Below are 26422 nucleotides of genomic sequence, written 5' to 3'. Positions count from 1 at the left end.
GGAGGCGACAGCCGTCGGCCTAGGCAGGCTGCGGTACGCGAACCGGCCGGGGCGCGATGAGCAGCGCCTGGGCGCCGACGCCGATCGGGCCGTCCAGGTCGGAAAGGACCGAGGTGGCGATGCCGGTGCCGCCGTGCGACAGTGTGGTCTGCGCGTCAAGGCAGATCCACTCGCCGACGGGCTCACGGTGCAGGTGGACGGTGAGCTCGGTGTTGAGTGAGAACCAGCGGGCCACGTCGATCTCGAGGGAGGCACCGTTGCCGCTGTCGGCGATGACCAGTGCCCGTTCGACCGGGTTGGGCTCCTCGCCAGGGACCAGCGGGTACAGCATCCTGCCCCAGAAGGCACCGGGACCTGGCGCGGTCAGGCTGCCGCGCGCCGCGCGGATGTCGATCGCTGACATGTACCCGTCGACCCAGCCGGGCGGCGGCCCGGTGAACTCCGGCTTGCCTGGCAGCGGCGGCGGCCCGGCGAGCCTGGCGGCCGTCGCTGCCGCCTCGGTCCGCTGTACCTGCCATGCGGAGGCGCGGGCGACCACGTGCCCGTGGGAGCTCATGGTGGCCTCGAGCAGTTCGACGCTGAGTCCAGGCCGCGCCCGCCGTGCACTGATGGTGAGCTCGCCGACCGGGATCGGCCGCAGGATCTCGCAAGTGAACCGGGTGATCATCATGTCGTCGCGCGGATGGAGGCGCCGCATGGCGCGGCAAAGCAGAGCGCTCGGCGGCCCTCCGTGCTGTGCGCGCGGATCCCACGGCCCTGTCGTGTGCACTGTCGCCTGCCACCTGTCGTCCCCGAGCGGCACGTAGAAGCTTTCATCCATGCCATTAACGCTAGGAACCGGCGCCCGAGCGTGACAGCACGGCAGCATGCCAGCTACCGGTGGTGACACTGTCCCGCCCGGGTGATGACACCCAGAGCCGCCGCCGGGGTGGCTAGCACCCCGCCGTTCCGGCAGGCCACCCCGCCGTTCCCGCGCGATGCCCCCGAGTGCCTGGCGATTCCGGGAGGGGCGCCCTACATCAGGGCGGACATGACCGTGTCGAACGCCGACGACGGCGGCTCGGGTGCGGCCGGCCGCCGGGAAGCGGGAGTCTCGGCGTGGGAGGCGCGGTCGTAGAGGTCCGCGGCGGCCTCGTGGAAGCCGGCGGGCAGCCCGGCGGCGGCCATCGAGGCGGCGATCTCCTCCATCTCGGCGACCCAGCGCCAGCCCTTGGCGGCGGCCGTGGAGGCCGCGGCCTCGGACTGCTGGCCGAGCGCCTTCTGGGACAGCGACCACTCGGCGAGCAGCGTGCGCTCGACGCCGCTTGCCCTGGCCATCGCGCGGGCCGCGAGCAGCAGCGCCGAGCTGCCCTTGGTCCAGGCCGCGTAGGCCATCTTCACCGACGACGCCGCGTACAGCGGGCCCTCGGCGATCCGCGCGTCAAGCGGCGACCGGCTGAACAGCGGCTGCACCTCCGCGGCTTGCGGTCCCGACAGGTAGAGCCGGGTGTGCCCGGCGACCTCCGGCGGCGGCCCGATGATGCCGCCGTCGACGTATGTCGCCCCGCCCGCGGTTACGATGCCCGCGACCTGTTCGGCGGTGGCGGGCGAGATCGCGTTGGCGTCGAGGTAGATCCCGGCGTAGCCGGCCGCGGCGACCTGGCCCGCGACATCGAGCGCCGCGTGCGGCGGGCAGATCGACAAGATCACCGAGGACTTCGCGATCAGCCGGTCGAGCCCCGCCCCGGTCAGCTCCGCCGCGAGCGCGCGCCCTGTCGAGGCCCTGGACCGCCCCGCGGGATCCCAGAGCACCTCGTGACCGACCGAGACCAGGCAGCCGCCCACGGCGGCACCCATCTCACCGGGGTGCAGCAGCCCGACGGTCGCCATGGGTCCTCCAGCGCGTTAGGCGGTATTCCGCCCCATTGTGCCGGTTCGCCCCCCAACGCGACCGCGCCGGGTCCGAACCTCCACCCAACCGGAACATTAACCGGAGCACCAGGTCTATGCCCCGCTAACCACTTTCACACCACACACCCCACCCGCCCTACCCGCCCCCACAGCGGCACATTCGGCCGCCTCGATGTCCCCCCGGCCGGCCAGTCCATCCGATGCGAGGCCGGCCGCGCACTCGGCCGTGACCAGAGTTGAAGGATGTCGGTAAATGGGATGTTCTTTTAACTTCCAGCACTGGAACCGCATGCTCGGTAATGATGGAGCGTGCTTAGGGGCGGACTCACGCGGCGTAGCCGCGCGCTAGTCGTCGCGTTGTGCGCGGCGCTTGTCATATCAGTGGTCGCGGAACACGCGGTGCAGGCGGGAACCTCGCCGGCGTCCTACAACGCGACGGTCACCGTATCCGAGAAGGCCATCGGCCAGATCGGGCGCGAATATATCGGGCTTTCCTTCGAATCCAGCACGATTAACAACGGCGACCGCTACGACGCCCGCGGCAACCTCGTGGCGCTGCTGAAGACCCTCGGCACCTCCGTGCTGCGGTTCGGCGGCCACTCGGCGGACCTGGCGGCATTCACCGGCCTCAAGCCCTCGGCGCTGAGCGGGCTGCACCGGCTGACCAAGGCGTCCGGCTGGTCGGCGGTCTACACAGAGAACCTGGGCGTGTTCAACGCGGGGCTGGTGAGCGCGGACGCCAGGCGCGTTCGCGCCGCCCTCGGCAGCAAGCTGCTCGGCTTCGCGTGCGGTAACGAGCCGGACCAGTACGTGGCCGGCGGCATGCGTCCGTTCGGCTACACGATCGGCGACTACCTGACCCAGGTCGGCGAGTGCTACCAGGCCATCCGCGCGGGCGCGCCAGCCGCCCCGCTCGCCGGCCCGGACACGACGAACACGCCGGCCTGGTTCGGCCCCTACGCGGCGCGGGAGGCGGGCGCCATCCGCGTGTTCGGCCAGCACTACTACCCGCTGGGCTGCGCGTCTGGCGGCGACTCGCCCGCTGCCATGGTCGGCACGCTGCTGTCGCCTGGGCTCGCCGCCGCCGAGGCCGCCCGGTTCGCCAGCTACACATCGCAGGTCAAGCGCTCGGGCGCCCCGCTGATCATGACGGAAACCAACAGCGCGTGCGGCGGCGGCGTCAAGGGCCTGAGCAATTCCTACGCCTCGGCCCTGTGGGTCATCGACTACCTGCTCACCGGTGCCGAGCACGGCGTGTCAGGCATGAACTTCACCGGCGGGCTCAACACGCTGTGCACCGGCTACACGGTGCTGTGCGCCACGGGCAATTACATCTACCGCCCCCAGCCGATCTACTACGGCATGCTCTTCACCCACCTGCTCGGCGTCGGCAAGCTGCTGCGGGTGAAGATCGCCGCATCCTCGGGCGGCAATCTCACCGCGTTCGCGGTCAGGCCCGCCGCCGGCGGCGGCCTGCGGCTGATGGTGGAGAACCTGAGCCAGCAGCAGGCAAGCGTCGCGATCGGCGTCGGCAGCTACCGCGGCACCGCCAAGGTGCTGCGGATGACCGGCCCGTCACTGCTCGCCACCTCTGGTGTCAGGCTCCAGGGTGCGTCGGTGACCAGGAAGGGCGGCATCAAGCTCGGCAACCCGGGCACCATCACCTGCACCGCGGGCGGCTGCCCGGTCACCCTGGCGCCCTACTCGGCCGCCATAGTGACGATCGGCTAGCGAGACCGCGGTGCAGCCCGCACGGCTGTCGCCGCGGCGGCAGCCGCGCCGCTAAACGCGAGGCTGGCCGGACGCGCACCGCGTCCGGCCAGCCGGGGACCCGTGCGGCTACCAGGCGTCGGTCCCCGAGAGGACTCCGACGGGCGGCGGGAAGGACAGCGGCAGCGCGGGCAGCGGTGTGAACTGCTGGCCGCGGAAGATGCCGAACCGCACGTGGCCGTCCCAGACCAGCGAGCCGATCAGGACGCTGCCGTCCGCGTTCGACCAGCCGATGTAGGCGCCGTCGCCGGCCTGGGCCTTGCCGGGACAGTCCACTTCTCCGGCAGTGGAGCCTAGGTAACTAGAGGCGCTGTTCCTCGTTGCCTCCATGAAGCTGACGGCTGTCTGGTTCCTGACCGTGCACGCCGGGCTGCTGCTCGCCGTCGGGCTGGCGGTCCCGTTGACGGAGTGCGGCATCGTGTCCAGCGTGGTGCCGCCGCAGATGACGCCCTGTCCGGCGGCGTAACCCTTGGCGATCGTGATCGGCTCCCATCCCTGCCAGGCCTTGCAGGTGAAGTTGGTTCCCGTGGTGTAGGTGATCCCGATCGCGGCAAGCACCGTACCTGCGCTGAGCAGGCTGCCGTCCGGTGCGGTGGCGTCAAGCACCCGGATGGCCTTGGCGTTCCACGCGAAGGCGATCTGGCGCCCGTCCGTGGTCCAGCGCAGCGTCAACTGCGTGTACTGCCAGCTGTCCGCACTCACATTGACCGCCGCGAACTTTCCCGACGGGGCGGACCAGGTGTGCAGCAGCGCCCCGGTCGCGACCGAGTAGACCCGCAGGGTCGCCGGAGAACCGTTCACGGCGACCGCGACCTGGGTGCCGTCGGGGGAGAGCGCGACCCCGGCCGGATCCTGGGGCACGGGAATCGGCAGCGTGACCATCGTCATCGGCGAACTGCCCTGGCGAAGGCGCAGCAGGTACCACACGGTGGTGCCGGGAGTGGGCACGCGGGTTCCGGTGACGATGAACGTGCGGTCGTCCGCCGCCGCGCCGTAGACGCCGCTGAGGTAGATCCCCGCCGGTGACGGAATGATGCCTTCCGACCCGCCGTTCCTGGTGTTCCGCACGTCCAGGTACGGCCGGTCGGCCTGCATCCAGGCGACGTAGTACTCGGGCACGCCTCCGACGAGCGTCGGCTTCACCGGAGTAGCGGAGGTCGCGGAGGAAGAAGGCGAAGGAACGCGCCCGTTCGGAGTATCCCTGACGATCGCCAGCGCCACGGCGACCGCCACCACAGTGACGGCGGCGAGGACCGGAGCGCCCCAGGACCACCGGCGCGAGCCGCGCGCCCGGCGGGCCGCGCGAGCCCTCGAGGTCGCGGCCGCCTCCGCCGTCAGCCGGAGCGGCGGCGCGTCGGTGACCGTGCCTGCCAGGTCGCGCATGGCGGCGGCCGTCTCGTCGGAAAGCCTGGCATCGTCCCAGCTCAGGCTGCCGTTCGGTGCCGAATTCTCGTTTAGCACTGTCCCTCCCTGAGCATGCGGCCGAGCGCCGCGACGGCCCGCGAGGTGGTGGACTTGACTGTGCCCAGGCTCACCCCCATGACGCGAGCGGTCTCCCCCTCGGACAATTCGAGGTAGAACCGGCAGACCAGGGCCTCACGCTGCCGGCCAGGCAGCCGCCGCAGGCCGGCTAGCACGCGCCGCCGGTCCTCGCTGATCAGCGCCGCGGCTTCCGCGGACGGGAGTTCCGCCCAGTCAAGAGCGGCCGCGCGATCCCGCCGGCTGCGGCGCGATTGCCGCTTCAGCGCGTCACGGCATCCATTGAGTACCGCGGAACGGATGTATGCCTCCGCCTTCACCGGCTCATTGAGCCGCTGCCAGCGGTTGTACAGCCCGAGGAAGGCGTCTTGGACGACGTCCTCGGCGGCGCCCCGATCGCCGAGCATGAGCAGCGCGATCCTGATCATCGCCACGGCATGCGCCTGGTACAGATCGGTCACGGCACGCGTGGCATCCTCGCCTGGCGGCTCGTGCTGCCGCCCTGCTGTGCGGGAATCGGTGTCCACTGTGTCCACGTTGAGAGACGACGCGGCGAGGCAAAGGTTGCTCCGGCTGTCAGGAAACATGCTGGCCGCCAGGAACCGCGGCGACTAGCCCTGAGCGGGGTGCTAGTCGCGGCGGAGCAGGATGAAGTAGTGCTGGCCCGCGTAGCTCAGGGTTATCCGGCGGGCGCGGTGATAGCGCCGCAGGAAGTACCCGGCTTCCGGCGTGTTGAGTGAGTCGGTGAGGACTGCCTGGGTCTGCGGCAGCACCCGGGTGCGGAAGTCCGCGAGAAATGCCGTTAGCCCCGGCTCGGTCTCGATGCTGCTGTACGGGTCGGACGAGACCGGAGCGGGGTTGAGGTCGGCGCCGAAGTAGACGAGACCGGGATACTCCCCGCGGAAATTGGCGACGTAGGCCGTGCGGTCGCCGACGATCGTGTGGATCTGCTGCATCAGCCGCACGAATGCCGGCATCGGCACGTGCGGCGAGCCCTGACAGCACTGCGAAACGTCGTCGAGTCCCGCGCCGACTCGCTGGCCCGCCAGCGTTTCCGGCGTGCCTGAGTCAGGAACGGCCGCCAGCCGCTGGCGGTCAACGAAGGGCGCCTCGGCCCAGGAACGCACGCTGGCCGGCGTGAAGTCTCCATGGGGGAGCAGCAGGAGCGACGCGACGGTCAATGCCGCGCCGGCGAGACCGACCGCCACGTCCTGCCTGGCGCCGAGCAGTCGCGGCAGCACGGTGGCCGTCACGATCACCAGGGCCGGCACCATCAGCAGGGTTCCTGTCAGGTGCGAAGCGTCCGACCTGAGCAGCACCCCCTCGTACAGCAGGGCAGTGGCGAGCACGGTCACCAGGAGCAGCACTCGCTCCCTGGTCCATTGCGTCGCGACCCGCAGCGGGCGAATCCGGACAACCGCGAGCACCGCGAGCACGGCAAGCAGGAACGGCAGGAGGTAGAACATGTGGCTGTACGGGGACGGCGTGTGCCTGAAGCCGCCCCAGGGGGTGTCATTGGCCCCCGAGGCCACCGCCTTCGGGAGCAGGAAGTACTGCCGCAGGAACTCGGCGAGCTGGCCGTGAAAGGCGTAGTACGCGAGGATCGGCGTCCAGGTGACCAGGAAGCCTGCCAGCACCGCGGCCAGCGCCGCCCGCACCGCCCGCCACGAGGCGGAGCCGCTGAACACCAGCAGCCCGGCGGCCAGCAGTGCGCCGATCGCGCCGCCTGCCAGGTTTTCCTGCGCCAGGTATGACGTCAGGCCCCAGAACGCCCCGATGGCCGCTGCCGCGGCCATCCCGAGGCGCGCCGGGCAGCGCTCGATCGCGGTGGGCAGCAGCAGTACCAGCGCGATCACGCCCGCGTAGCGCAGCGGGCTGGCCCAGCCGAAGTAGCCGTCGAACGAACCGCCCGGCTGGAACGCCACCTCGTGCAGCGCCGGGTAGACGAGGGCGGAAAGCACCGAGACGGCCAGGCCGCGTGCGTAGCCGAAGGCGAGGAAGAACACCGCGAAGAGCACGGAAACGCCCGCCCAGACCAGCAGCGCCCAGGCCTCACGGAAACCGACCACAGAGAAGGACGTCACGTGACGCATGAGCCAGTAGGCGGCCACCTGCGTTCCCGGGCCGTACTGCACGCTGGCGACTCCCACGTAGGGCAGGTGACCCTTGGCGACGGCCTGCAACCCGATCAGCACGACCTCCTCCTGGCGGCTGATCGGTGTCCTTGTCTTGCCGAGGTACCACGGCGGTCCGGTGAAATACCAGGCCAGGGCGAGGGCGGTCACCAGCCCCGCCGCCGTGGGCAGCACACCGCGCCCGCCGTCGGGCGGGCCGTCGGCCGAACCGCCCGCCGCGACCGTGGCGGGCTCTTCCGCCAGCCAGCCTGCGGTCACCGCTGCGATCCCCGGAATAGCCCGGTGAGCCATGCGCCCCAGGTCGTCGGTTTGCCGCGGCCGACGATCAGCACGCGGGCGGCCGTGGTCAGCCAGAGGGCCGGGCCAAGGACGCCGAGCAGGTACGCGGTGGTCTCCCAGCGCTTGTCGTCGTAGGGGAAGTAGATGTACCGCACTGGCGGGGGAAACGTCGCCTTCGCCCGGTAGTACACGACAACGAGCAGGAACGGGAACCAGGCGGCGAGTGCCAGCCAGATCGCGGCCCGGTCCGACGGCGCCGCCACCCGGTCAAGCCAGGTCCCCGGCCGGGACCGGCCAGTGCCCGCCAGCGACGCCCGCCCGAGTACCGCGCTCAGACCCGCGCCGGCCAGGGCGACGGCGATCATCAGCCGCTGCGTCTCGGGCAGCGGGCCCTGCGGCCGGATGAGTGCCGCTATCGCCATGGCAAGCACGCTGGTGCCGGCCAGCGAGACGACCGCTGCCTGGTAGAAGGGACGAGGACCCTCGTCAACGAGCCGCAGCGTCCGGTCAAGCAATCCAGATGCATCTTTTGCGCTCACATAATTAAAGAGTCAATTCATGCATTTTGGTTGCTTCTGTCGGAACGAAAATTCCTGCAACCCTTTGCACGACGCCATTGACGAGTTTTGGTTGCTTCATTTGACTAAGAATTTACTTTGAATATTTGGCTGGCCGGCGCCGGGCACGCTTTCGCGCTGTTCCGCCCGGCGTGCCCCGGCCCGTGTCAGAAGCTGATACCAGCTGCTAGCAATGCGGCACGGTTTGCCTCAAGTGGCAGGGAGGTGAACTTGCCGTGACTGACCAGCCCGAAATGCGAGCCGTTAGCGGACTTGAGTCCTGGTCCCCCCCAATCGACGAGAAGCGTGTCGCCGGACGGGCTGGCCCACAGAACGCCTGCATTCAGGCCGCCTGTTTGCTTTTCCGGCAGGATCGTCGCCCGGTAAGCGAGTGTGGGCTGGCGACCTGCCACGAGCGGGTAGGTGTCGAAATCTACGTGGCCCGGAGAAGCGGACGGCATCACCCAGGTCAGGCAGCTGATCGTGGTGCCGCCAGCGCTGACCAGCGGGGGCCAGGCATCCACCTGGAAGCATCCCTTTGACTGGTTCCAGGCCAGCGTCCCTGACCAGATGACCGTGCTGTCGGTCAGCAGATTGCCGCTGGCCGGGCCGGCCGCGACGTCCAGCCTGCGCACGGTGCCTGTGACCGTGCCTGACTTGTCGTAGGACGTCGCGAGCGCGACCGCCCGGTCGTTGTCGATCCAGGTCACGGCCGGCGTCCCGGCCGGAACGGTGGCCAGCGTATCGCTGAGGACGTTCTCGAGCCTGGTGGCCGGGTTGTCCTCGATCCAGTCGTGCAGCAGCGCGCCGGTGGCGACTGAGAAGACCTTCACCTCATGCCAGTCAGGGGTGTGCTTCCTGGCCGCGGGAATGTCGGGAATGTCGGCCACGGCGAGTTCCTGCCCGGACCCGGACAACGCGGTGGCGATGATCTGCCCGGGTGACGGGTTGGCATAGCTGCTGGCATCGGACCACGACCACGGCCTGATGGGCAGGCGGCTCAGGCTGGCCGGCTGAGCGGTGCCCGGGGCAAGGCGCAACCGGTACCAGCTGCCGCTCAGCGTGGCGACGCTCTTTGCGACCGCGACGCCGTTCTTCATCTGGGGCGCGAATGTCCCGGTCGACGACGTCACGGCGAAGACGACGAACGTCCGGTCGTCGGCAGCCGCGGTCACGCTCTGGAAGGTCGTGCGTGCGGGCGGCGCGAAGGTCGCCAGTGTCTTGCCGGTGACCGCGTCACCCACCACGACGTCGTACCTGAGGATGCCCTTGAGCTCGTCCTGATAGCTCACCACGATTGCCTTGAGCGCCACGTAGTAGCGGGGCACGCCGCCGGGGCCCGATGGCGTCGCAGTGGCTGGGGTCGTGGGAACCGCGCCACCGTTCGGTATGTCCTTGACGAGTACCAGGGAGACGGCGAGCGCGACGACAACCGCTGCCGCGGTGAGCGGGACGCCCCAGGACCACCAGCGGAGCGGCCGACCACCGTGCGGTCGGGTACTGTGCTGGCGGTGCGGTGCGACGGCCTTGGTCCCCAGTTCGTCCGCGGCCGCCTCGATGCGCAGCGGCGGCACCTCGCGCACGGCAGAGGCGATGGCCCGGGTTGTGGACCTGATGAGATCTTCCTCTCTGCTCATGATGCCTCCTTCAGCGTGCGGGCGATCGCGGCGAGCGCGCGGTGGGTGGCGGACTTCACGGTGCCAAGGCTGACCCCCATGGTGCGAGCGGTCTCCTCGACTGACAGGTCGAGGTAATAGCGCAGCACGACCGCCTCCCGCTGCCGCCGCGGCAGCGCGCGCAGCGCGGCCGCGACAGCGCGCTGCTCCTCGTTGAGCAGCACGCTCGCCTCGGCGGACTCAACCAGCCCGCCACGTCCGGCGGCCAGCGTCGCCTCGTCAAGATCGCCACCGGGACCCGCGCCGGGCCACCGTACGGAAAGCGACCTGCGGCGCAGCGCCGTCCGGCAGCCGTTCACGACGCTGACCCTGAGGTAGGCGAGCGGCGCGGTCATGGCGGGCACCTGGTCCCAGCGCCGGTAGAGGCCGAGGAAGGCGTCCTGCACGATGTCTTCGGCGACAGCACGCTCGCCGGTCATGATGACCGCCAAGCGGACGAGGCCGAGCGAGTGCTCGGCATACAGGGCCGTCACCGAGGCCATTGCGCCCGATGAAAGCCCCGTCTCAGTGGTGTCCACGTATCAGAAACTCCGCTAGCGTCCGAAGGTTGCCTCCGGCCGGCTGAATCCTTCCGGGTGAATCCTGCCGGTATGCCCGCTCGCCGCGCGAACCGCCCGGCGAGACCCGCCACCTCGGACACGCCGTGTGATCGCCGTCACCGCGGATCGGTACGTCGAGCGACCGGAGCATAAGTAAAGGACGCGCCAAGTTCCGCGTCGGCGCGGTCTTCCCATTGCCTGGAACTAATCGTCCGAAGTCAGGACCTAGATCATTTCATCCGGTCTAAACCAGCGGTCTATACCAAATGGCCGATGAGGTCTAAACCACTGGTCATATGGGTCAAACCATCATGTATACCGTGTTTTAGCCCACACTATAGCGGCCATTGTCCAGGTATATCGATTTGTGTAACGTCGTATTTCTTAGACCAGATCTGAGCCGGGTACAGTCCCGTACAACGGGATTGCCGGCGCGAGGAGCGTGCAGTGCCGAAGTTCGTCTATGACTTCACAGAAGGTAACAAGGACCTCAAGGACCTCCTGGGCGGCAAGGGGGCGAACCTGGCCGAGATGACCAACATCGGCCTGCCGGTTCCCCCCGGGTTCACCATCACCACCGACGCGTGCCGCCACTACCTGGCGGAGGGCGCTGTCCCCGACGGCCTTGACGATGAAGTCAGCAGGCACCTGAAAGCACTGGAAGAGACCATGGGCCGCAAGCTCGGCGACCCGGCCGACCCGCTCCTGGTCAGCGTCAGGTCCGGCGCCAAGTTCTCCATGCCGGGCATGATGGACACGGTCCTCAACGTCGGCCTATCGGACGATTGCGTCGACGGGCTCGCCGCGCAGCTGGGCAACGAACGGTTCGCCTGGGACGCCTACCGGCGGCTGATCCAGATGTTCGGCAAGACCGTGCTCGGCATCGACGGCGAGCACTTCGAGCACGCACTCGACGCGGCGAAGCAGGCGAAGGGCGCCGCGAGCGACACGCAACTGGACGCCGAGGACCTGAAGAAGCTCACCGCGACCTTCAAGGACCTGGTGCACAAGTACGCCGGGCGCGAGTTCCCGCAGGACCCGCGCGAGCAGATGGACCTCGCGGTGCTCGCGGTCTTCGACTCGTGGAACTCCGATCGCGCGGTGCTCTACCGCCGCCAGGAGCGCATACCCGCCGACCTCGGCACGGCGGTCAGCGTGGTGGCGATGGTCTTCGGCAACCTGGGCGACGACTCGGGGACCGGCGTGGCGTTCACCCGCGACCCGGGAACCGGCGCGCAGGGCGTCTACGGCGACTACCTGCAGAACGCCCAGGGCGAGGACGTCGTGGCCGGCATCCGCAACACGGTGCCGCTCCAGGAGCTCGAGGCCATCGACAAGACCTCCTACGACCAGCTCATGGACATCATGCGCACCCTGGAGAACCACTACAGGGACCTGTGCGACATCGAGTTCACCATCGAGCGCGGCAAGCTCTGGATGCTGCAGACCCGGGTCGGCAAGCGGACCGCCGGGGCGGCGTTCAGGATCGCCACCCAGCTGGTCAAGCAGGGCATGATCGACCTGGACGAGGCGCTCACCCGGGTCAGCGGCGCGGAACTTTCCAGGCTGATGTTTCCCCGCTTCGACACCTCGGGCGAGGGCATCAAGCGAATCACCAAGGCGATCTCCGCGTCGCCCGGCGCGGCGGTCGGCAAGGCCGTCTTCGACTCGGCGACCGCCGTGGCCTGGGCCGCGCGCGGCGAGCAGGTCATCCTGGTCCGCCGCGAGACCAACCCGGAAGACCTCAACGGCATGATCGCCGCCGAGGGCGTGCTCACCAGCCGCGGCGGCAAGACCAGCCACGCGGCGGTGGTCGCCAGGGGCATGGGCAAGACCTGCGTCTGCGGCGCGGAAGAACTCGAGGTCGACGCGAAGGCCAAGACCTTCGCCGCGCCGCATGGGGTCACGGTCCGCGAGGGCGACGTCATCTCGATCGACGGCACATCGGGCGCGGTCTACCTCGGTGAGGTCCCCGTCGTCGCGTCCAACGTCGTGCAGTACTTCGAGGGCGAACTGGCGCCGGACTGCGACGACCTGGTCGCCGCCGTGCACACGCTGATGATCCACGCGGACGCAAGGCGCCGCCTCGGCGTGCACGCCAACGCGGACAATGGTCCCGACTGCGCGCGGGCGAGAAGGTTCGGCGCGACCGGGGTCGGCCTTGTCAGGACCGAGCACATGTTCCTCGGCGAGCGCCGCCAGCTGGTCGAGAACCTGATACTCGCCGAGACGGACGAGGCGCGCCAGGCCGCGCTCGACACGCTGGAGCCGCTGCAGCGCGGCGATTTCGCGGAGATCCTCGAGGCGATGGACGGGCTGCCGGTGACGGTCCGGCTGATCGACCCGCCGCTGCACGAGTTCCTCCCCGACCTCACCGACCTCAGCGTCAAGGTGGCGCTGGCCGGCGACAAGGCCACCGAGCAGGACCGCAAGCTGCTTGAGGCCGTGCACCGCCTGCACGAGCAGAACCCGATGCTGGGCCTGCGCGGCGTCCGCCTGGTGCTCGTCATCCCCGGCCTGCTCGATATGCAGGTGAGCGCGATCGCCAGGGCGGCCGCGCAGCTGGTCAAGGCGGGTAAGACGCCCAAGCCCGAGATCATGATCCCGCTGACCGCCACGGTCCAGGAGATGGAGATCAGCCGTGAGCGGGCGGAGCGGGTGCTGCGGGCCGTCGCGGAGGAGACGGGCGTCCTGGTGGACATCCCGATCGGCACGATGATCGAGGTGCCGCGGGCCGCGCTCACCGCGGGCGAGATCGCGCGGAGCGCCGAGTTCTTCTCCTTCGGCACCAACGACCTGACCCAGATGACCTGGGCGTTTTCCAGGGACGACGTGGAGGGCGCGTTCTTCGCCCCGTACATCGACATGGGCGTATTCGGCGTTTCGCCGTTCGAGACGATCGACATCGGCGGCGTCGGCCGCCTGGTGAAGATCGCCGCGGCGGAAGGCCGCGCCACCAGGCCCGGCCTCAAGCTCGGCGTATGCGGTGAGCACGGCGGCGATCCTGCCTCGGTCTGGTTCTTCCACGACGCGGGGCTCGACTACGTGTCCTGTTCACCGTTCCGGGTCCCGATCGCCCGGCTTGAGGCCGGCCGGGCGGGGGTGTCCAGGGGCGGCAGCGACACCAGGTAAGGCACTCACTCCCCCAGGGGATGACCCCGGACCCCGTGACTCCTCCCCGATGACACCGCCCCCGATGGCGCGGGCGGCTGCTGCCGGGCCGCGCGTGTACTTGGCGCCCGATACGATGGCGGTTTCTGCCATCGGGCGCCAAGCACACGAATATCTCCCGGGGGGACGACCCCCCATACCCCCGACGTGCGCGGCTCGGGGTCAGCCGTCTCGCTGCGGTGAACGTCCGCGGATGTCGGACGCGGTGGGCACACTGGGAGTGTGACCTACAGTTCGCGTGACACCGAGCGCTGGGCGGCCGAGCCGCCCAAGCGTCCAGGCCGCACCGAGTTCCAGCGCGACCGCGCGCGGGTGCTGCACAGCGCCGCGCTGCGCAGGCTCGCCGCGAAGACGCAGGTGGTCAGGGCGGGCTCCGGTGATTTCCCGCGCACCAGGCTGACCCACTCGCTCGAATGCTCGCAGATCGGCCGCGAGCTCGGCGCCTCGCTCGGCTGCGATCCCGACCTGGTCGACGCCGCTTGCCTTGCGCATGACCTCGGCCACCCGCCGTTCGGCCACAACGGTGAGTCGGCGCTCGCCGCGCTCGCGGATCCGGGCGGCCCGCTCGCCTGCGGCGGCTTCGAGGGCAACGCCCAGTCGCTGCGCCTGCTCACCCGCCTCGAGCCGAAGGTCCCTGGCGCCGGACTCAACCTGACTCGCGCCACCCTGGACGCCGCGCTCAAGTACCCATGGCTCAACGGTTTCGGGGACTGCGATCCGGCGGACGCCGCCCCGGTCCCGACCGCCAAGTACGGCGCCTACGACCCCGACCTCCCCGCCTTCCGGTGGATCCGCGACGGCGCGCCCGACCGCCGCCGCTGCCTGGAGGCCCAGGTCATGGACTGGGCAGACGACGTGGCCTACTCCGTGCACGACCTGGAGGACGGACTGCACGCCGGTCTCATCTCCATGAAAAACCTCACCGATCATCCCGAACGGGTTCTTGTCTCCGCCGTAGCCGCCACCCAGTATTGCGACCCGGCGTGGGACGTCACCGCGGCGGAGCTCGAGACGGTCTTCGCCGAGTTCATGGGCCTGGACTGTTGGCAGTTCAGCTTCGACGGCGGACCCGCGTCACTGGCCGCCGCCAAGAACCTGACAAGTGAGCTCGTCGGCCGCTTCTGCCAGGCGGCCTGGCAGGCGACGCGGGCCGCTTCCGGCGACGGGCCCCTCGGCCGCTACGCCGCCGGACTCGTGGTGCCGCGCCGCCAGCTCCTCGAGTGCGCCCTGCTCAAGGCGGTCGCCGCGCACTACGTGATGGGCCGCGGCGGTGCGGCGGCGCAGCAGGCGCGCGAGCGTGAGCTGATCACCGAGCTGGCGCTCGCCATCGAGCGCGGCGCGCCCGCCACGCTCGACCCGGTGCTGGCACCGGCCTGGGACGCCGCGGACAGCGACACCGAGCGCCGCCGCGTCATCATCGACCAGCTCGCCTCCCTCACCGACACGTCCGCCATCGCCTGGCACGAGCGCCTAACCAGGCCCCAGCCTTAGGGTCCCGCTCCCACCTCGCGATTCCTCATCCGTCCCCAGATTCCCGCGCTCCCGCCTATCCCCCTCCGCCCCATCAGTCGCGTGGCCGTTGAACCCGCCCACCTCGCGTTTCCGTTACGTTAGGCAGCGAGCGGAATACGCGCGAGCGATCTGGGAGGCGGCAATGACGACGTTCGTGATCGTGGGTGGCGGGCTGGCCGGAGCGAAGGCCGCGGAGGGGCTTCGGGTTGAGGGCTTCGACGGCGACGTCGTGCTGTTCGGCAGCGAACAGGAAGACCCGTACGAGCGGCCGCCGCTTGCCAAGGGCTACCTGCTCGGCAAGGACGCCCGCGACTCGGTCTTCGTCCACGCGGCCGGCTGGTACCCGGAGCACAACGTGGACTTGCGCACCGGGGTGGCCGTCACCGCGATCGACCCGGCGGGGCACACGGTCACGTTCGACGGCGGCACGCAGTCCTACGACAAGCTGCTGCTCACGACCGGCGCCTCGGCCCGGCGCATCGACATACCGGGCGCAGGCCTCGAGGGCGTGTTCTACCTGCGGACCCTGCAGGAGTCTGACGCGCTTAAGTCCGCGTTCACCCCGGACACCAGGGTGGTGATCGTCGGCGCGGGCTGGATCGGTCTTGAGGCGGCCGCCGCGGCGCGCACCGCCGGCTCCGCCGTGACGATCGTGGAGCCGCAGCCCGGCGCCCTGCACGGCGCGCTCGGTCCCGAGCTTGGCGGCAAGTTCGCCGCCCTGCACCGCGCGCACGGCGTGGAGTTCCGCTTCGAGGAGTCGGCCGCCGAGTTCCGCCCCGCCGCCTCCGACGCCACCCGGATTGGTTCCGTAGTCACCACGGGCGGCGCGGAACTGCCCGCAGATGTCGTGGTCGTCGGCATCGGCGCGGTGCCCAACGACGAGCTCGCCAGGTCGGCAGGCCTGGAGGTCAGCAACGGCGTGGTCACCGACGCGACGCTGCGCACCTCCGACCCGGACATCTTCGCCGCCGGCGACGTGGCAAGCTCCTTCCACCCGCTGCTCGGCCGCCACCTGCGCATGGACCACTGGTCCAACGCACTCAACGGCGGCAAGACGGCCGCCAAGTCGATGCTCGGCCAGCACGTCGAGTACAACCGGGTGCCGTACTTCTACAGCGACCAGTACGACCTCGGCATGGAATGCTCAGGCCTGCCGCTTCCCGGCACCTACGACCAGGTCGTCTACCGCGGCAACAGCGACTCCCTCGAGTTCGTCGCCTTCTGGCTCAGCGACCGCCGCGTCGTTGCCGGCATGAACGTCAACGTCTGGGATGTCACAAGCGAGATCCAGTCCCTCATCCTCTCCGGCCGCCAAATAGACCCCGCCCGCCTCTCCGATCCCGCCATCCCCCTATCCGAAATCTGACCCCATTTCCGACACCATTTCCGGCATCCGCCCCCGCCGAACTTCACGCGGCCATGCTCCATCGAGCAACACCAGGCAGCCGAGTTACTTGCGTCCGGCGCATCCTCGATGATCTTGGAAACTTTTCTCCTGATGGAAACAAAAACCCCGATTCGGGGGAAAAGTTTCCATTGAAATCAGAATTTCCAAGATCATTTGGTCTCGGGCGGAACGTCAACGACTGTGCGCCTGCTTTATTACCATTTGCCCGAGTAGTAGTACGCGGATTGTCGGCAGCCGTCGTCATACTCGGCGGCATGATCAGCGACATTCCACCCCGCCTGTTGGAGCAAGCCCGCTTCCAGGCCGGCGTGGTCGCCAGACGGCAGGCCATCCAGGCCGGCATGTCGAAGAACGGCATCACCTCCAAGGTCAAGTCCGGACGGTGGCGTCACATCTATTCAGGGGTGTACGCCACCTTCACCGGACCAATTACCAGGGGTGCGCGCCTTTGGGCGGTCGTGCTCTATGCCGGCAGGGGCGCGCAACTCAGTTATGAGACGGCCGCCGAGGTGCTGCGGCTGACCGACGAGCGGTCCGCCCTCATACACGTCACGATTCCGGCCGAGCGGCGCGTCCGCTCTGTGACCGGTGTTGTCATTCACCGTTCGACGACCCTTGAGACCGGCTGGCGGTTCGCGCGCGGCATTCCGCCGCATACCTGGATCGAAGAAACGATCACGGATCTTGTCGACGCAGCGGCCAATTTCGACGACGCCGTGGGATGGATCACGGCTGGATTCCAGCGGAAGCTGACCGGCGAAGCGCGTCTGAAGGCCGTGATGGCCGGGCGGAAGAAGCTTCGCTGGCGTGACCTGCTCGAGGAGGTCATCCCGATGGCGGCTGCCGGCACGCATTCGACGCTCGAATACCGCTATGACCGGGATGTTGAGCGTGCCCACGGCCTGCCGCCTGCTCGCAGGCAGGTGCCCTTCGTCAAGGCGGACGGCAGCAGGGGCTACCGCGACCGCTGCTATGACCAGTACGGCCTGGTCGTCGAACTCGACGGCAAGCGATTCCACGGCGGGGACTACAGCCACCGCGACAGGCGCCGCGACAACGACGCCACAGTGACCACCGGGGCGACGCTCCGCTACGGCTGGGACGACGTCGCCCGCACCCCGTGCGAGACGGCGGCACAACTCTTCGCGGCGCTGCGCGCCCGCGGCTACCGGGGAGCGGTAAAGCCCTGCTCCGCCGTCTGCACCGCCCTCCCGCTCAACCGGATACCCGCGCCCGCCTCGCCCGCCTCGCCCGCCTCGCCCGTAGCACCCCCCAAGCCGGCCGCGCCCGTCTCATCCGTAGCGACCGCCGCACTCACGGCAGGCACCACACTCACCCGTCCCGCCACGCTCACCGCACTGGCAAAGTCCGCCACGCCCGCCGCCCTTGCGTGAAGCCAAGCCGGCCGTGGAGTCGCGGGCAAAGCCGAGTCGCACGGGAACCCCGCCCTAAGCCGAGCCGGCCGCCGCGAGAGGATCGCGACGGCCGGCTGGCCAGGCTGAGCGCTCTGAGCACCCTGGGCGCCCGCGTGTTATGAGAGCAGTGCCTGGAGGACGAGCTGCGTGTCGGTCAGGTCGGGTAGCACCGCGTGCGCCCCGGCGGCCAAGAGGTCGGCGGCGGCGAACGAGCCGGTCGCCACGCCCACGGCCCGCGCACCCGCGTCAAGCGCCGCCAAGATGTCGAGCGGCGTGTCGCCGATCACCACCGTGGCGGTCCCCTCGAAGGCGTCATCGGAGCGCCCGTGCACGCCTGCGGCGCGCCGCCGGGCCACGTGCACAAGCTGGGTCCGGTCCTCGTGGTCCTCTCCGTAGGCCCCGATGCACAGGTCGAGCCCCTCGCGCAGGCCGAGCGCGTCGAGCTTCACCTCCGCCAGCTGGCGGACGTTGCCGGTAAGCACCGACTGGTGCACCCGCCGTGACGGCCCGGCGGGCGGCAGCCCGTCAGGCAGGTCCGACGGCAGCGCGATGCCCTCGGGCATCTCCTTGGCGATCATGGTGGCGGTGGTCGCCAGCGCCATGTCCGGGGTCAGCCGTTCGGCCAGCGCGACGCCGGCCGACCCGGAACCCCCGGACCCCCCGGAACCGCCCGGGCCCGGGATAGCTGGGACGCCGGCGTCCCCAGGGCCGAACTCGCCGCCGTGGCCGGAGTGCCCGCCGTCCGCCGCGGCGCGTGCCGGGTCAAGGAAGCCGAGCGGGTGGAGCGACCAGGCGGATGACAGCGCGGCAAGCGCTTCGGCCGCGCCGGGCAGCGCCTGCCCCTGGGCCGCCACGGCGGTACGCATGGCGATCGCCTGCGAGCTGAGGCCCGCGATGAAGGGGTCGACATGCCGGCGTGGCTCGTCTACCCCCGCGAGCGTGAGCGTCTCCAGAATGATTGCCCGGTCTGTCCGCCCCGCCATCGGAGCGTAGGCCGACAGAGACCGGCCGAATAGTTGCACGAAGACCGTGCCGTACAGATCCCGCCCCACCCCGCCAGCATTGAGCAGCGTCCCGTCGATGTCCCAGAGAACTAGGACGTCGTCCATTTGAGAGCCCCCTGATCCTGTGCGCCCCATTTGCGCACAGTGTAGAACAGAATGGTGAAAAAACCCGTAGAGCAGCCAGGATACTACCTGGTGCTAACGAGCAACCATATTCGTGATTACCCATTCCTGGCTTCTCCTAAGCCCATCAAAGGCCGTCGAGCGCCCCGATGCACGCCGGATCGGCACTAGCCGGGATGCGAGGACCGCTAGCCGACGGAAGCGACGAAGCGTCGCAAGAACGCCCAGCGCGCCGCGCGGTAAGCGGGGCGAGAACCGGCAGGACACGAAATAGACTCGGGCCATGCCGGGTCGCATTCGCCAGGAAGACATCGCCGCCGTCCGTGAACGATCTCCCATCGCGGACGTCGTTGGCGAGTACCTGCAGCTCAGACCGGCAGGCGGCGGCCACCTCAAGGGCCTGTGCCCGTTCCACGAGGAGCGCACCCCGTCGTTCAACGTGACGCCAGGCAAGGAGCTCTACCACTGCTTCTCCTGTGGCGAGGGCGGCGACGTCATCAAGTTCCTGATGAAGATCGAGACGCTGCAGTTCGGCGAGGCGATCGAGCGGCTCGCCGCCCGCGCGGGCATCGAGCTCCGCTACGAGCAGGGCGGCTATGTCCCCGGCCAGGAGACGAGCATCCGCCGGCGGCTGATCGACGCGCACCGCCTGGCCCAGGAGTTCTATTCCGAACGGTTGCGGCATGACTCTGCCACCCCCGCACGCGCCTTTCTAGCCGAGCGGGGCTTCACGCTTGCCGATGCCGACCAGTTCGGCACCGGCTATTCGCCGGCCGCCTGGGACGAGCTGACCAAGCACCTGCGCGGACGCGGCTTCACCGAGGACGAGCTGCTCAAGTCAGGCCTGTCGCGCAAGACGAGCCGCGGCGGCCTGATCGACATGTTCCGCGGCCGGCTGATGTGGCCGATCAGGGACCTGACGGGGGAGACGATCGCGTTCGGCGCGCGCAAGCTCGATGCGAGCGACGACGGGCCCAAGTACCTGAACACGCCGGAAACCCAGATCTTCAAGAAGAGCCACGTGCTGTACGGCGCGGACCTGGCCAAGCGGGAGATCGCCAAGCGGCGGCAGGCGGTGATCGTCGAGGGGTACACCGACGTGATGGCCTGCCACCTGTCCGGGGTGCCGACCGCGGTGGCGACCTGCGGCACGTCGTTCGGCGAGGAGCACGTCAAGGTCCTGCGCAGGCTGATCATGGACACCGACGGGTCGTCCGGCGAGGTGATCTTCACCTTCGACGGCGACGCGGCAGGCCAGAAGGCGGCGCTGCGCGCGTTCGCGCTGGAGGAGAAGTTCGTCACGCAGACCTTCGTGGCGGTGCAGCCGGACGGGCTCGACCCCTGCGACCTGCGCCTCAAGCACGGCGAGGCGGCGGTCCGCGACCTGGTCGCCCGGCGGGTGCCGCTGTTCGAGTTCGCGATCAGGTCGGTGCTCGGCAGGCACGACCTGGACACCCGCGAGGGGCAGTTCGCGGCCATCGACGAGGCCGCGCCGATCATCGTCAGGATTAAGGACCGGTCGAAGTGGAAGCAATACGCCGTCGACCTCGACCGGTGGATCGGGTTCATGGACGAGCGGTACATCCTCGACCGGGTCCGGCACGCCGCGGGCGCCGTTAAGGGGGCCAGGGGGACCACAACCCGTTCCGGATCGGCGGCACAGGCACCGGACGCGAACGGCCAGCGGCGCGCGGACGCCGGCGCCGCGCCCTCGCGGCCCTACGACCGCTCCGACCCGGTGCTCCGGGTGGAGCGTGAGGCGCTGAAGCTCGCGGTGCAGTGGCCGGCACTGACCGGGCCTGAGTTCGACACGCTCGGCGCCGTGGCATTCAGCGTGCCGCAGCATGCCGCCGTGTTCGGGGTGATCGCCGCCGCGGGCGGCGTGGGCACCGCGGGGCGGGCCAGGGACTGGGCGGTGGCCCTGCTCGAGGCCGCGCCTGACGACCGGGCGCGCGCGTTCGTCACCGAGCTGGCGACGGAACCGCTCCAGGTGGCCGGCGAGCCGGACGAGAAGTACGCGGACGTGATCCTGGCGCGCGTGGGCGAGCTTGCCGTGGGGCGGGAGATCGCCGCGATCAAGGCGCGGCTGCAGCGGATGAACCCGGCGGAAGACCAGGCGGGCTACGGCCGGATCTTCGGTGAACTGGTGGGGCTCGAGCAGCGCCGTAAGTGGCTGCTTGACCGCGCCACCGGGGCCTGACGGCGAGTGCGACTAAGGCCTGACCCGAGGCGTGACAGCCGGCGCGCGAGACATTACCGGATGTTTTTTTACACATTGCGAGCAGGTTAAACCTCAGGTCAGGGTAATAAAATTGGGCCCCCCGCAATAGGGGTGACGAGGGGCACACTGGTCGGGTGAGCCTCACCGTAGTAACGAGCGGACCATCGCTAACGCAGCAAATGACGGACCTCGTGGCGCTCGGGCGCTCACGGGGCTTCGTGACGATGGGGGACGTCACCACGGCAGTCGACCGGGCCGAGCTAACAGGGGACGCACTAGACGGGGTAGTGCGGGTGCTCGCCGATGAGGGCATCGAGGTAGTTGATGCGCTGGTCGAAGAGGAAGCCGATACCAAGCTGCCCGACATCGACGCCGAGACCGCGCGCCGGGCAGGGACAAGCGACCTGGTGCGGATCTACCTGCGGGAGATCGGCCGGGTGCCGCTGCTGACGGCCGAGGACGAGGTCGAACTGGCCAAGTCGATCGAGGCCGGCCTGTACGCCGAGGAGAAGCTGAACAGCGGTTTCACGCTGTGCACCGGCGACCGGGCCGACCTGGAATGGCTGGCGGCCGACGGCGTGCGCGGCAAACAGCGGCTGATCGAGGCGAACCTGCGGCTCGTGGTGTCGATCGCCAAGCGGTACATCGGCAGGGGCCTGGTCTTCCTCGACCTGATCCAGGAGGGCAACCTCGGGCTGATCAGGGCGGTCGAGAAGTTCGACTACACGCGCGGCTACAAGTTCTCCACGTACGCGACGTGGTGGATCAGGCAGGCCATCACCCGCGCGATCGCCGACCAGGCGCGCACTATCCGGGTGCCCGTGCACATGGTGGAGACGATCAACAAGCTCGCCAGGGTGCAGCGCCAGCTCCATCAGGAACTCGGCCGCGAGGCGACCGTCGAGGAGCTGGCCGCCGAGATGGGCATCGAGCCGGAACGGGTCGCGGAGATCCAGCGGATCGCCCAGGAGCCGGTCTCTCTCCAGTCGCCGATCGGCGAGGAGGAGTCGGACCTCGGCGACTTCATCGAGGACGCGGATGCCGTGGTGCCGATCGAGGCGGCGGCGTTCATCATGCTCCAGGACCAGCTCGACCGCGTGCTCTGCGAGCTGTCGGAGCGCGAGCAGCGGATCATTCAGCTGCGCTTCGGGCTGTCCGACGGGCATCCCCGGACGCTCGAGGAGGTCGGCAGGGAGTTCGGCGTGACCAGGGAACGGATCAGGCAGATCGAGTCCAAGACCCTGGCCAAGCTTCGCCACCCGTCGCGCGCGCTGCTGCTGCGCGAATACCTCGACTAAACGGGCTACGCCCGGGGGGGCCGGATTTCCGGCCCCCCGGGCGGCACCGGACCGCGCCCCGGTGCGGTGGCAACGACGCCGCCGTATCGGCGGCGCCCCAGATCAGGGCATGTCGGGGCTGTAGTGAGGGCTTGTCTCCGCTGAGCCGTCGGCCGGGTAGACCAGGTTGCCGTCCGGCGCGACGTCATCGGTTTCCGTGCTGCCGGCGAAGCGGGACGGCATGTGGCTTGACGCCGCCTGCTTGACGTTGGCGAGGTACTTCGGCACCTGGGAAGCCTGGTTCTGCGCCATGCTGGCCGCGCTGCTCGCCGCGTTCTTCGCGTAGTCCGGTCCCTTTTCCTTGGCGGTCTTGGCGAATTCGGTGGCCTTCGTCTGGGCGACGCTTGTCGCCTGCTGCACCTTGGGGTGCTCGGCGACCTGCTGTGCGTACGCCATCATCTTGTCGTAAGTTTCGCGGCCGGACCGCGCGCCGGCCACGAAGCCGACTGCGAACCCCGCGACGAAAATTGCCTTGTGACGCATCTGGTCCCCTTTTTTCCAGTGCGCGGCGCCAGGGATGACAATCGTCCCCATGCACGGCGTCGTACGTTCCGGCTGGCCAGCGCTACGGTGCGCCGGCTGTTCCAGGTTAACTTTCCCTGATCGGGGCGGATAGACATCCCTCGGACCCCCGGTTTCCCTTGGACGGCTGGCGTGCGCCGCCTCGGGCGTGAGCAGGCACCCCAGAACGTGCGCTACGCTTATCCCGGTGCAGCCGACAGGGCCCTGTTTCCTGTCGGTGCGCCGACGGTCCCGAGTAGCTCAATTGGCAGAGCAGCCGGCTGTTAACCGGCAGGTTATAGGTTCGAGTCCTATCTCGGGAGCCAGTCTTGTGGGCCCTGACCTGCATGCGTAACGCGTTCGTCTGCAGAGCACTCGACCTCGCCGCCGACAGCGGATTGCGGATCTCGGCCTTCACCGCCGAGCCGGGAACCCCTGCCGGCGACGGCCTCAAATTCCTTGCCTCCTGGGCCACGACCACGAGACCGGTGAAAGCCCGGGCCGCGCAGCGGAAGGGGTTCTCCCAGTGAGTCGTGGCTGCCTGTTTCCCCGGCGAGGTCATAGAGCTGGGGCGATGTAGAGGATCATCCCCGACCTCGGTCGCGCGACTGATCCCGCCGCCGGTGACTGGGCGAACACCGTCCCCGGCGGTACGGACTGGCCGGTGGGCGGCGCGACTACGGTGACACTGACGTTGAACCCGGCCTGGTCGGCGACCGCGACCGCTGACGCCCGAGGCATCCCGATGACACTCGGTACCCGCGCATCAGCGCCCTGCGCCGGGGGAGTGCCGGCAATGGCCTGGCAGGGCGACATCGGTGATGGCGACCCGGTGGGAGCGAAGCCAGGATCTATCGGCGGTGCCGTGCTGGTCGTTTGGGCCACCGCGATCGCCAGGTAGACCAACGCCCCGGGAACCGCCCGTGAGCCGGCGGGCAGTGACTGGGCGAACACCGTCCCCGGCGCCACGGCCTGCGCCGCGGGAGGCACCGCGTCGTAGATCCCCGCATTGAGGCCGACGCCTTGCACGATGGCCGCGGCGGCATCCTGCGTCGTTCCGATGACGTTTGGCACGCCCACGGTGGCCCCTTGGCAGCTCGCTGTGGGCTGCGGGTGCGTGCTGGCCCCCGACGCCCTAGGCCCGGCCGGGCCGGCATGGTGCGAGGTGACGACCCCGATGGTGACTCCGATGGCCAAGACAGCGGCCGCAGTCAGCGCGGGCAGCGCCCACGACTTCGCAGACCGGTCGGCGGGCCGGGTGGTGACCCGGTCGGCGGACAGCTCGGTCGGCGGCTCCGGTACGGCCCGCTTCAGCAGTCGGCTGAGCCGCTCTTCCTCGGCGCTCATGCCGCCGTCCCTCCCGTCAGGACATCCGCGAGCCCCGGGACCAGACGCAGTCTGGCCAGGGCCTTCGCCGCCTGGCTCTTCACTGTCCCGACGGAGCAGCCCATGATTTGCGCCGTCTCGGCCTCGGTCCGGTCCTCGTAGTAGCGCAGCATGATGACCGCGCGCTGCTTTACGGTCAGCACGCGCAGCGCGTGCCGGACCGACTCGCGCACATCCACGTCCTGGAACCCGCCGGTGTCGGCGAGGGTCGCGGGCAGCCGCGCGGACGTGACCTCCCCCGTCCAGCGCCGCCCGCGCCAGCGTAGGCAGGTGTTCACCATGACCTTGTGCGCGTACGCGTCCGGCGCGTCCATGTCCGCCACGCGGCTCCAGCGGCGCCAGACCTCGCCGAGCGCGGTCTGCACGAGATCCTCGGCGAGGGCCCAGTCGCCCCCGGTCAGCAGCCACGCCGCGCGGAGCATGGCGCCCGACCGGCGCTGTACGAAGTCCGCGAACTCGGGAAGTTCAGGCATGACGCCTCCGCGCCCTGAGCCGGCTCGGTACTCGGTTGGGTGCACACAGAACTAAAGCAGGTAGCCAGACAAGAAGGTTGCCGCCACGGGAGATTTTCTGGCTTCGATCCCGCACCGGCTCGCGGCAAGGTCACGCGTTGTCAGCGGGCCGGGCGCCACATGCTCGTGACGACGCGGCCGGAGGGCATGGTGATCTCGGCGCGGGGTTCGAATCCGGCTCGCCGGTACCGCTCGTTGTTGACGGCGTTGGTGGATTCCAGGTAGGCGGCGGCGCCCAGGGCATCGATGCGCGTGAGCGTCTCGGCGAGCAGCGCCATGCCGAGGCCCTTGCCGCGGTGGCTGGCGTGAGTGGCAAGGATGGTGAGGTGGAAGGAGGACCCGGCGGGGTGGGCCGCCGCGAACCGCTCCTCGATCTCGCGGGCTGAGGCGGCCGCCTGCGGGCCGGCGGTCTCCTCGATCAGTTCGCCGAGGCGGCCGGCCTCCTCGTCCGTCAGTTCCGTGCCGCCCGGCGGGATCCAGATGGCCGCGGCCTCCGCGTCCGGCGTCACGAACGTCCACGGATAGCGCAGCGCGGCCGTCGCGTAGACGCGCCACATCAGCGCTGACTGCTCGGCGCGCCGGCTCTCGTCGGGGAAGACCGGGCCCCACACCGGGTCGTGGAAGAAGGCGGAGGTGAAGGCGGCCGTGATGGCGTCGATATCGGCGGGTGTGGCCCGTCGGGCGTTGGCGGAGCCGGCGGAACTTGTCACCCGGCCAATCTAGCGACACCGGCCGCGAGCGGGCGTGGGCCTGATGCCGCTACGCGCTGCCCGGCTGGTATGCCAGCCGGTCGCGGACGGCGACGACGCCCTCGACGTGCCTGGCGGCGTCGAGGATGCCGCGGCCGGCGTCCGCGTCCTGCGGCGTGCCCTCCATGGTGACGATGCCGTCCTTGACGGTGACGGTGTAGCTGGCCGGGTCGCTGCTGAAGCGGCCGGCGATCAGCTCCCCGGTGATCTCGTCCGCGATGTCCTGGTCGGGCCGGTCATAGACGCTGAGGACGTCGGAACGGGTCACGATGCCGATCAGCGTGCCGTCCTCGCTTATGACGGGGAGCCGCTTGACCCGCCTCGCGTACATCAGCCGGGCCGCGCGGGTGACCGGCTCGTCGGCGCCGATGGTCACCGGGGGACTGGACATCAGCTCGCCCGCGGTGACCGCCGCCGCCTTGGAGTGGTCGCGGTCCCATGTCATGCCAGGCGTCGCCGCGGAACCCTCATCCTCGGCCGCCTCCTTGGCGAGCAGGTCGGCCTCGGAGACCACCCCGATGCACTTGTTGCTTGCGTCGATCACGGGGAACGCGCTGACCCGGTGCTCGTGCAGCCTGATCGCGATCTCCTTGAACGTGGCGATCTCCCTGACGGCGATCACGTGGGTGCTCATCACGTCCTTGACGGTGGCGTTCATGGCTACCGCCTCCTATCGAAGTCTCCCTCTTGTGTACCCGGTATTTGGGGGGAACCCGTGCACGAGGACATCCGGCCCGCCGGGTTTGGGACCTTGTACC

Annotated in this window: 22 protein-coding genes and 1 tRNA gene; 9 read left to right on the top strand and 14 right to left on the bottom strand. The window is 69.5% G+C overall.

Annotated features, from left to right (window positions below):
* Window positions 1-19 precede the first annotated feature (19 nt).
* Window positions 20-820, bottom strand: coding sequence for a thioesterase family protein (locus tag EAS64_RS34465; RefSeq protein WP_145859868.1), 801 nt, complete (start codon window positions 818-820; stop codon window positions 20-22).
* A 194-nt stretch (window positions 821-1014) separates the two neighbouring features.
* Entirely contained in the window at window positions 1015-1869 is an 855-nt protein-coding gene (locus EAS64_RS34460) for an NAD(P)-dependent oxidoreductase (RefSeq protein WP_145859867.1), read from the bottom strand.
* A gap of 402 nt (window positions 1870-2271) precedes the next feature.
* On the opposite strand from EAS64_RS34460, the gene EAS64_RS34455 reads away from it, so the two are divergent.
* Window positions 2272-3621 carry a hypothetical protein gene (locus EAS64_RS34455; RefSeq protein WP_145859866.1) on the top strand — a complete coding sequence of 450 codons (1350 nt, stop codon included), beginning with the start codon at window positions 2272-2274 and terminating at the stop codon, window positions 3619-3621.
* Between the two features lie 108 nt (window positions 3622-3729).
* Here EAS64_RS34455 and EAS64_RS34450 read toward each other — a convergent pair whose 3' ends face one another.
* The 6 genes from EAS64_RS34450 to EAS64_RS34425 form a co-directional block, all read right to left on the bottom strand.
* Window positions 3730-5121 carry a WD40 repeat domain-containing protein gene (locus EAS64_RS34450; RefSeq protein WP_145859864.1) on the bottom strand — a complete coding sequence of 464 codons (1392 nt, stop codon included), beginning with the start codon at window positions 5119-5121 and terminating at the stop codon, window positions 3730-3732.
* Window positions 5115-5666, bottom strand: coding sequence for an RNA polymerase sigma factor (locus EAS64_RS34445; protein ID WP_246115992.1), 552 nt, complete (start codon window positions 5664-5666; stop codon window positions 5115-5117). Before EAS64_RS34445 ends, EAS64_RS34450 begins: the two co-directional genes overlap by 7 nt.
* A gap of 102 nt (window positions 5667-5768) precedes the next feature.
* Entirely contained in the window at window positions 5769-7532 is a 1764-nt protein-coding gene (locus EAS64_RS34440) for a hypothetical protein (protein WP_145859860.1), read from the bottom strand.
* Window positions 7529-8092, bottom strand: a complete 564-nt coding sequence (locus EAS64_RS34435; protein WP_187366380.1) for a hypothetical protein — start codon at window positions 8090-8092, stop codon at window positions 7529-7531. Before EAS64_RS34435 ends, EAS64_RS34440 begins: the two co-directional genes overlap by 4 nt.
* Window positions 8093-8277: 185 nt before the next feature.
* A complete protein-coding gene (locus EAS64_RS34430) occupies window positions 8278-9747 on the bottom strand; it encodes a hypothetical protein (protein WP_145859856.1) in 1470 nt (489 codons plus the stop codon).
* Window positions 9744-10304, bottom strand: a complete 561-nt coding sequence (locus tag EAS64_RS34425) for a SigE family RNA polymerase sigma factor (RefSeq protein ID WP_246115991.1) — start codon at window positions 10302-10304, stop codon at window positions 9744-9746. The genes EAS64_RS34430 and EAS64_RS34425 overlap by 4 nt, the downstream gene beginning before the upstream one ends.
* 468 nt (window positions 10305-10772) lie before the next feature.
* On the opposite strand from EAS64_RS34425, the gene ppdK reads away from it, so the two are divergent.
* From ppdK to EAS64_RS34405, 4 genes are all read left to right on the top strand, one after another.
* The gene (ppdK, locus tag EAS64_RS34420; protein WP_145859854.1) at window positions 10773-13457 is read left to right on the top strand and encodes a pyruvate, phosphate dikinase; all 2685 of its coding nucleotides are present in this window, start codon (window positions 10773-10775) and stop codon (window positions 13455-13457) included.
* 261 nt (window positions 13458-13718) lie between these two features.
* Window positions 13719-14987: a deoxyguanosinetriphosphate triphosphohydrolase gene (locus EAS64_RS34415; RefSeq protein WP_145859852.1), complete on the top strand. Its 1269-nt coding sequence runs from the start codon at window positions 13719-13721 to the stop codon at window positions 14985-14987.
* Window positions 14988-15150: 163 nt separating this feature from the next.
* Window positions 15151-16374: an NAD(P)/FAD-dependent oxidoreductase gene (locus EAS64_RS34410; protein ID WP_145859851.1), complete on the top strand. Its 1224-nt coding sequence runs from the start codon at window positions 15151-15153 to the stop codon at window positions 16372-16374.
* 296 nt (window positions 16375-16670) lie between these two features.
* Window positions 16671-17810 (top strand): hypothetical protein, encoded by a 1140-nt coding sequence (locus EAS64_RS34405; protein WP_145859849.1) that lies wholly within the window; start codon window positions 16671-16673, stop codon window positions 17808-17810.
* Between the two features lie 137 nt (window positions 17811-17947).
* Here EAS64_RS34405 and EAS64_RS34400 read toward each other — a convergent pair whose 3' ends face one another.
* Window positions 17948-18940 carry an HAD hydrolase-like protein gene (locus EAS64_RS34400; RefSeq protein ID WP_187366379.1) on the bottom strand — a complete coding sequence of 331 codons (993 nt, stop codon included), beginning with the start codon at window positions 18938-18940 and terminating at the stop codon, window positions 17948-17950.
* 301 nt (window positions 18941-19241) lie between these two features.
* Here EAS64_RS34400 and dnaG point away from each other — a divergent pair, with 301 nt between their 5' ends.
* Entirely contained in the window at window positions 19242-21158 is a 1917-nt protein-coding gene (dnaG, locus tag EAS64_RS34395; protein ID WP_145859846.1) for a DNA primase, read from the top strand.
* Window positions 21159-21358: 200 nt separating this feature from the next.
* The gene (gene rpoD, locus EAS64_RS34390; protein ID WP_145859845.1) at window positions 21359-22477 is read left to right on the top strand and encodes an RNA polymerase sigma factor RpoD; all 1119 of its coding nucleotides are present in this window, start codon (window positions 21359-21361) and stop codon (window positions 22475-22477) included.
* A 102-nt stretch (window positions 22478-22579) separates the two neighbouring features.
* Here rpoD and EAS64_RS34385 read toward each other — a convergent pair whose 3' ends face one another.
* Window positions 22580-22999 (bottom strand): YtxH domain-containing protein, encoded by a 420-nt coding sequence (locus EAS64_RS34385; RefSeq protein ID WP_145859844.1) that lies wholly within the window; start codon window positions 22997-22999, stop codon window positions 22580-22582.
* 268 nt (window positions 23000-23267) lie between these two features.
* Here EAS64_RS34385 and EAS64_RS34380 point away from each other — a divergent pair.
* Both EAS64_RS34380 and EAS64_RS34375 read left to right on the top strand, forming a co-directional pair.
* Window positions 23268-23343 (top strand) — tRNA-Asn (locus EAS64_RS34380).
* Window positions 23344-23364: 21 nt separating this feature from the next.
* Window positions 23365-23547 (top strand): hypothetical protein, encoded by a 183-nt coding sequence (locus EAS64_RS34375; protein ID WP_145859841.1) that lies wholly within the window; start codon window positions 23365-23367, stop codon window positions 23545-23547.
* A gap of 28 nt (window positions 23548-23575) precedes the next feature.
* On the opposite strand, the gene EAS64_RS34370 is transcribed toward EAS64_RS34375, so the two are convergent.
* From EAS64_RS34370 to EAS64_RS34355, 4 genes are all read right to left on the bottom strand, one after another.
* A complete protein-coding gene (locus EAS64_RS34370; RefSeq protein WP_145859840.1) occupies window positions 23576-24364 on the bottom strand; it encodes a PASTA domain-containing protein in 789 nt (262 codons plus the stop codon).
* Window positions 24361-24876: a SigE family RNA polymerase sigma factor gene (locus EAS64_RS34365; protein WP_145859838.1), complete on the bottom strand. Its 516-nt coding sequence runs from the start codon at window positions 24874-24876 to the stop codon at window positions 24361-24363. The genes EAS64_RS34370 and EAS64_RS34365 overlap by 4 nt, the downstream gene beginning before the upstream one ends.
* Before the next feature lie 140 nt (window positions 24877-25016).
* Window positions 25017-25625, bottom strand: coding sequence for a GNAT family N-acetyltransferase (locus EAS64_RS34360; RefSeq protein ID WP_145859837.1), 609 nt, complete (start codon window positions 25623-25625; stop codon window positions 25017-25019).
* 49 nt (window positions 25626-25674) lie between these two features.
* Window positions 25675-26322 carry a CBS domain-containing protein gene (locus tag EAS64_RS34355; RefSeq protein WP_145859835.1) on the bottom strand — a complete coding sequence of 216 codons (648 nt, stop codon included), beginning with the start codon at window positions 26320-26322 and terminating at the stop codon, window positions 25675-25677.
* Between the last annotated feature and the right edge of the window lie 100 nt (window positions 26323-26422).

The sequence above is a fragment of the Trebonia kvetii genome (genome assembly GCF_007827045.1).
GTDB classification, from domain to species: domain Bacteria; phylum Actinomycetota; class Actinomycetes; order Streptosporangiales; family Streptosporangiaceae; genus Trebonia; species Trebonia kvetii.
The sequence above is the reverse complement of the archived record's forward strand: the minus strand, read 5'-3'. Positions and strand labels throughout refer to the sequence as shown.

Coding starts and splice junctions, on each gene's coding strand:
- EAS64_RS34465 (WP_145859868.1), bottom strand. CDS start 820: ATGGATGAAAGCTTCTACGTGCCGCTCGGGGACGACAGGTGGCAGGCG.
- EAS64_RS34460 (WP_145859867.1), bottom strand. CDS start 1,869: ATGGCGACCGTCGGGCTGCTGCACCCCGGTGAGATGGGTGCCGCCGTG.
- EAS64_RS34430 (WP_145859856.1), bottom strand. CDS start 9,747: ATGAGCAGAGAGGAAGATCTCATCAGGTCCACAACCCGGGCCATCGCC.
- EAS64_RS34410 (WP_145859851.1), top strand. CDS start 15,151: ATGACGACGTTCGTGATCGTGGGTGGCGGGCTGGCCGGAGCGAAGGCC.
- EAS64_RS34405 (WP_145859849.1), top strand. CDS start 16,671: ATGATCAGCGACATTCCACCCCGCCTGTTGGAGCAAGCCCGCTTCCAG.
- EAS64_RS34400 (WP_187366379.1), bottom strand. CDS start 18,940: ATGGACGACGTCCTAGTTCTCTGGGACATCGACGGGACGCTGCTCAAT.
- dnaG (WP_145859846.1), top strand. CDS start 19,242: ATGCCGGGTCGCATTCGCCAGGAAGACATCGCCGCCGTCCGTGAACGA.
- rpoD (WP_145859845.1), top strand. CDS start 21,359: ATGACGGACCTCGTGGCGCTCGGGCGCTCACGGGGCTTCGTGACGATG.
- EAS64_RS34385 (WP_145859844.1), bottom strand. CDS start 22,999: ATGCGTCACAAGGCAATTTTCGTCGCGGGGTTCGCAGTCGGCTTCGTG.
- EAS64_RS34375 (WP_145859841.1), top strand. CDS start 23,365: ATGCGTAACGCGTTCGTCTGCAGAGCACTCGACCTCGCCGCCGACAGC.
- EAS64_RS34370 (WP_145859840.1), bottom strand. CDS start 24,364: ATGAGCGCCGAGGAAGAGCGGCTCAGCCGACTGCTGAAGCGGGCCGTA.
- EAS64_RS34365 (WP_145859838.1), bottom strand. CDS start 24,876: ATGCCTGAACTTCCCGAGTTCGCGGACTTCGTACAGCGCCGGTCGGGC.
- EAS64_RS34355 (WP_145859835.1), bottom strand. CDS start 26,322: ATGAACGCCACCGTCAAGGACGTGATGAGCACCCACGTGATCGCCGTC.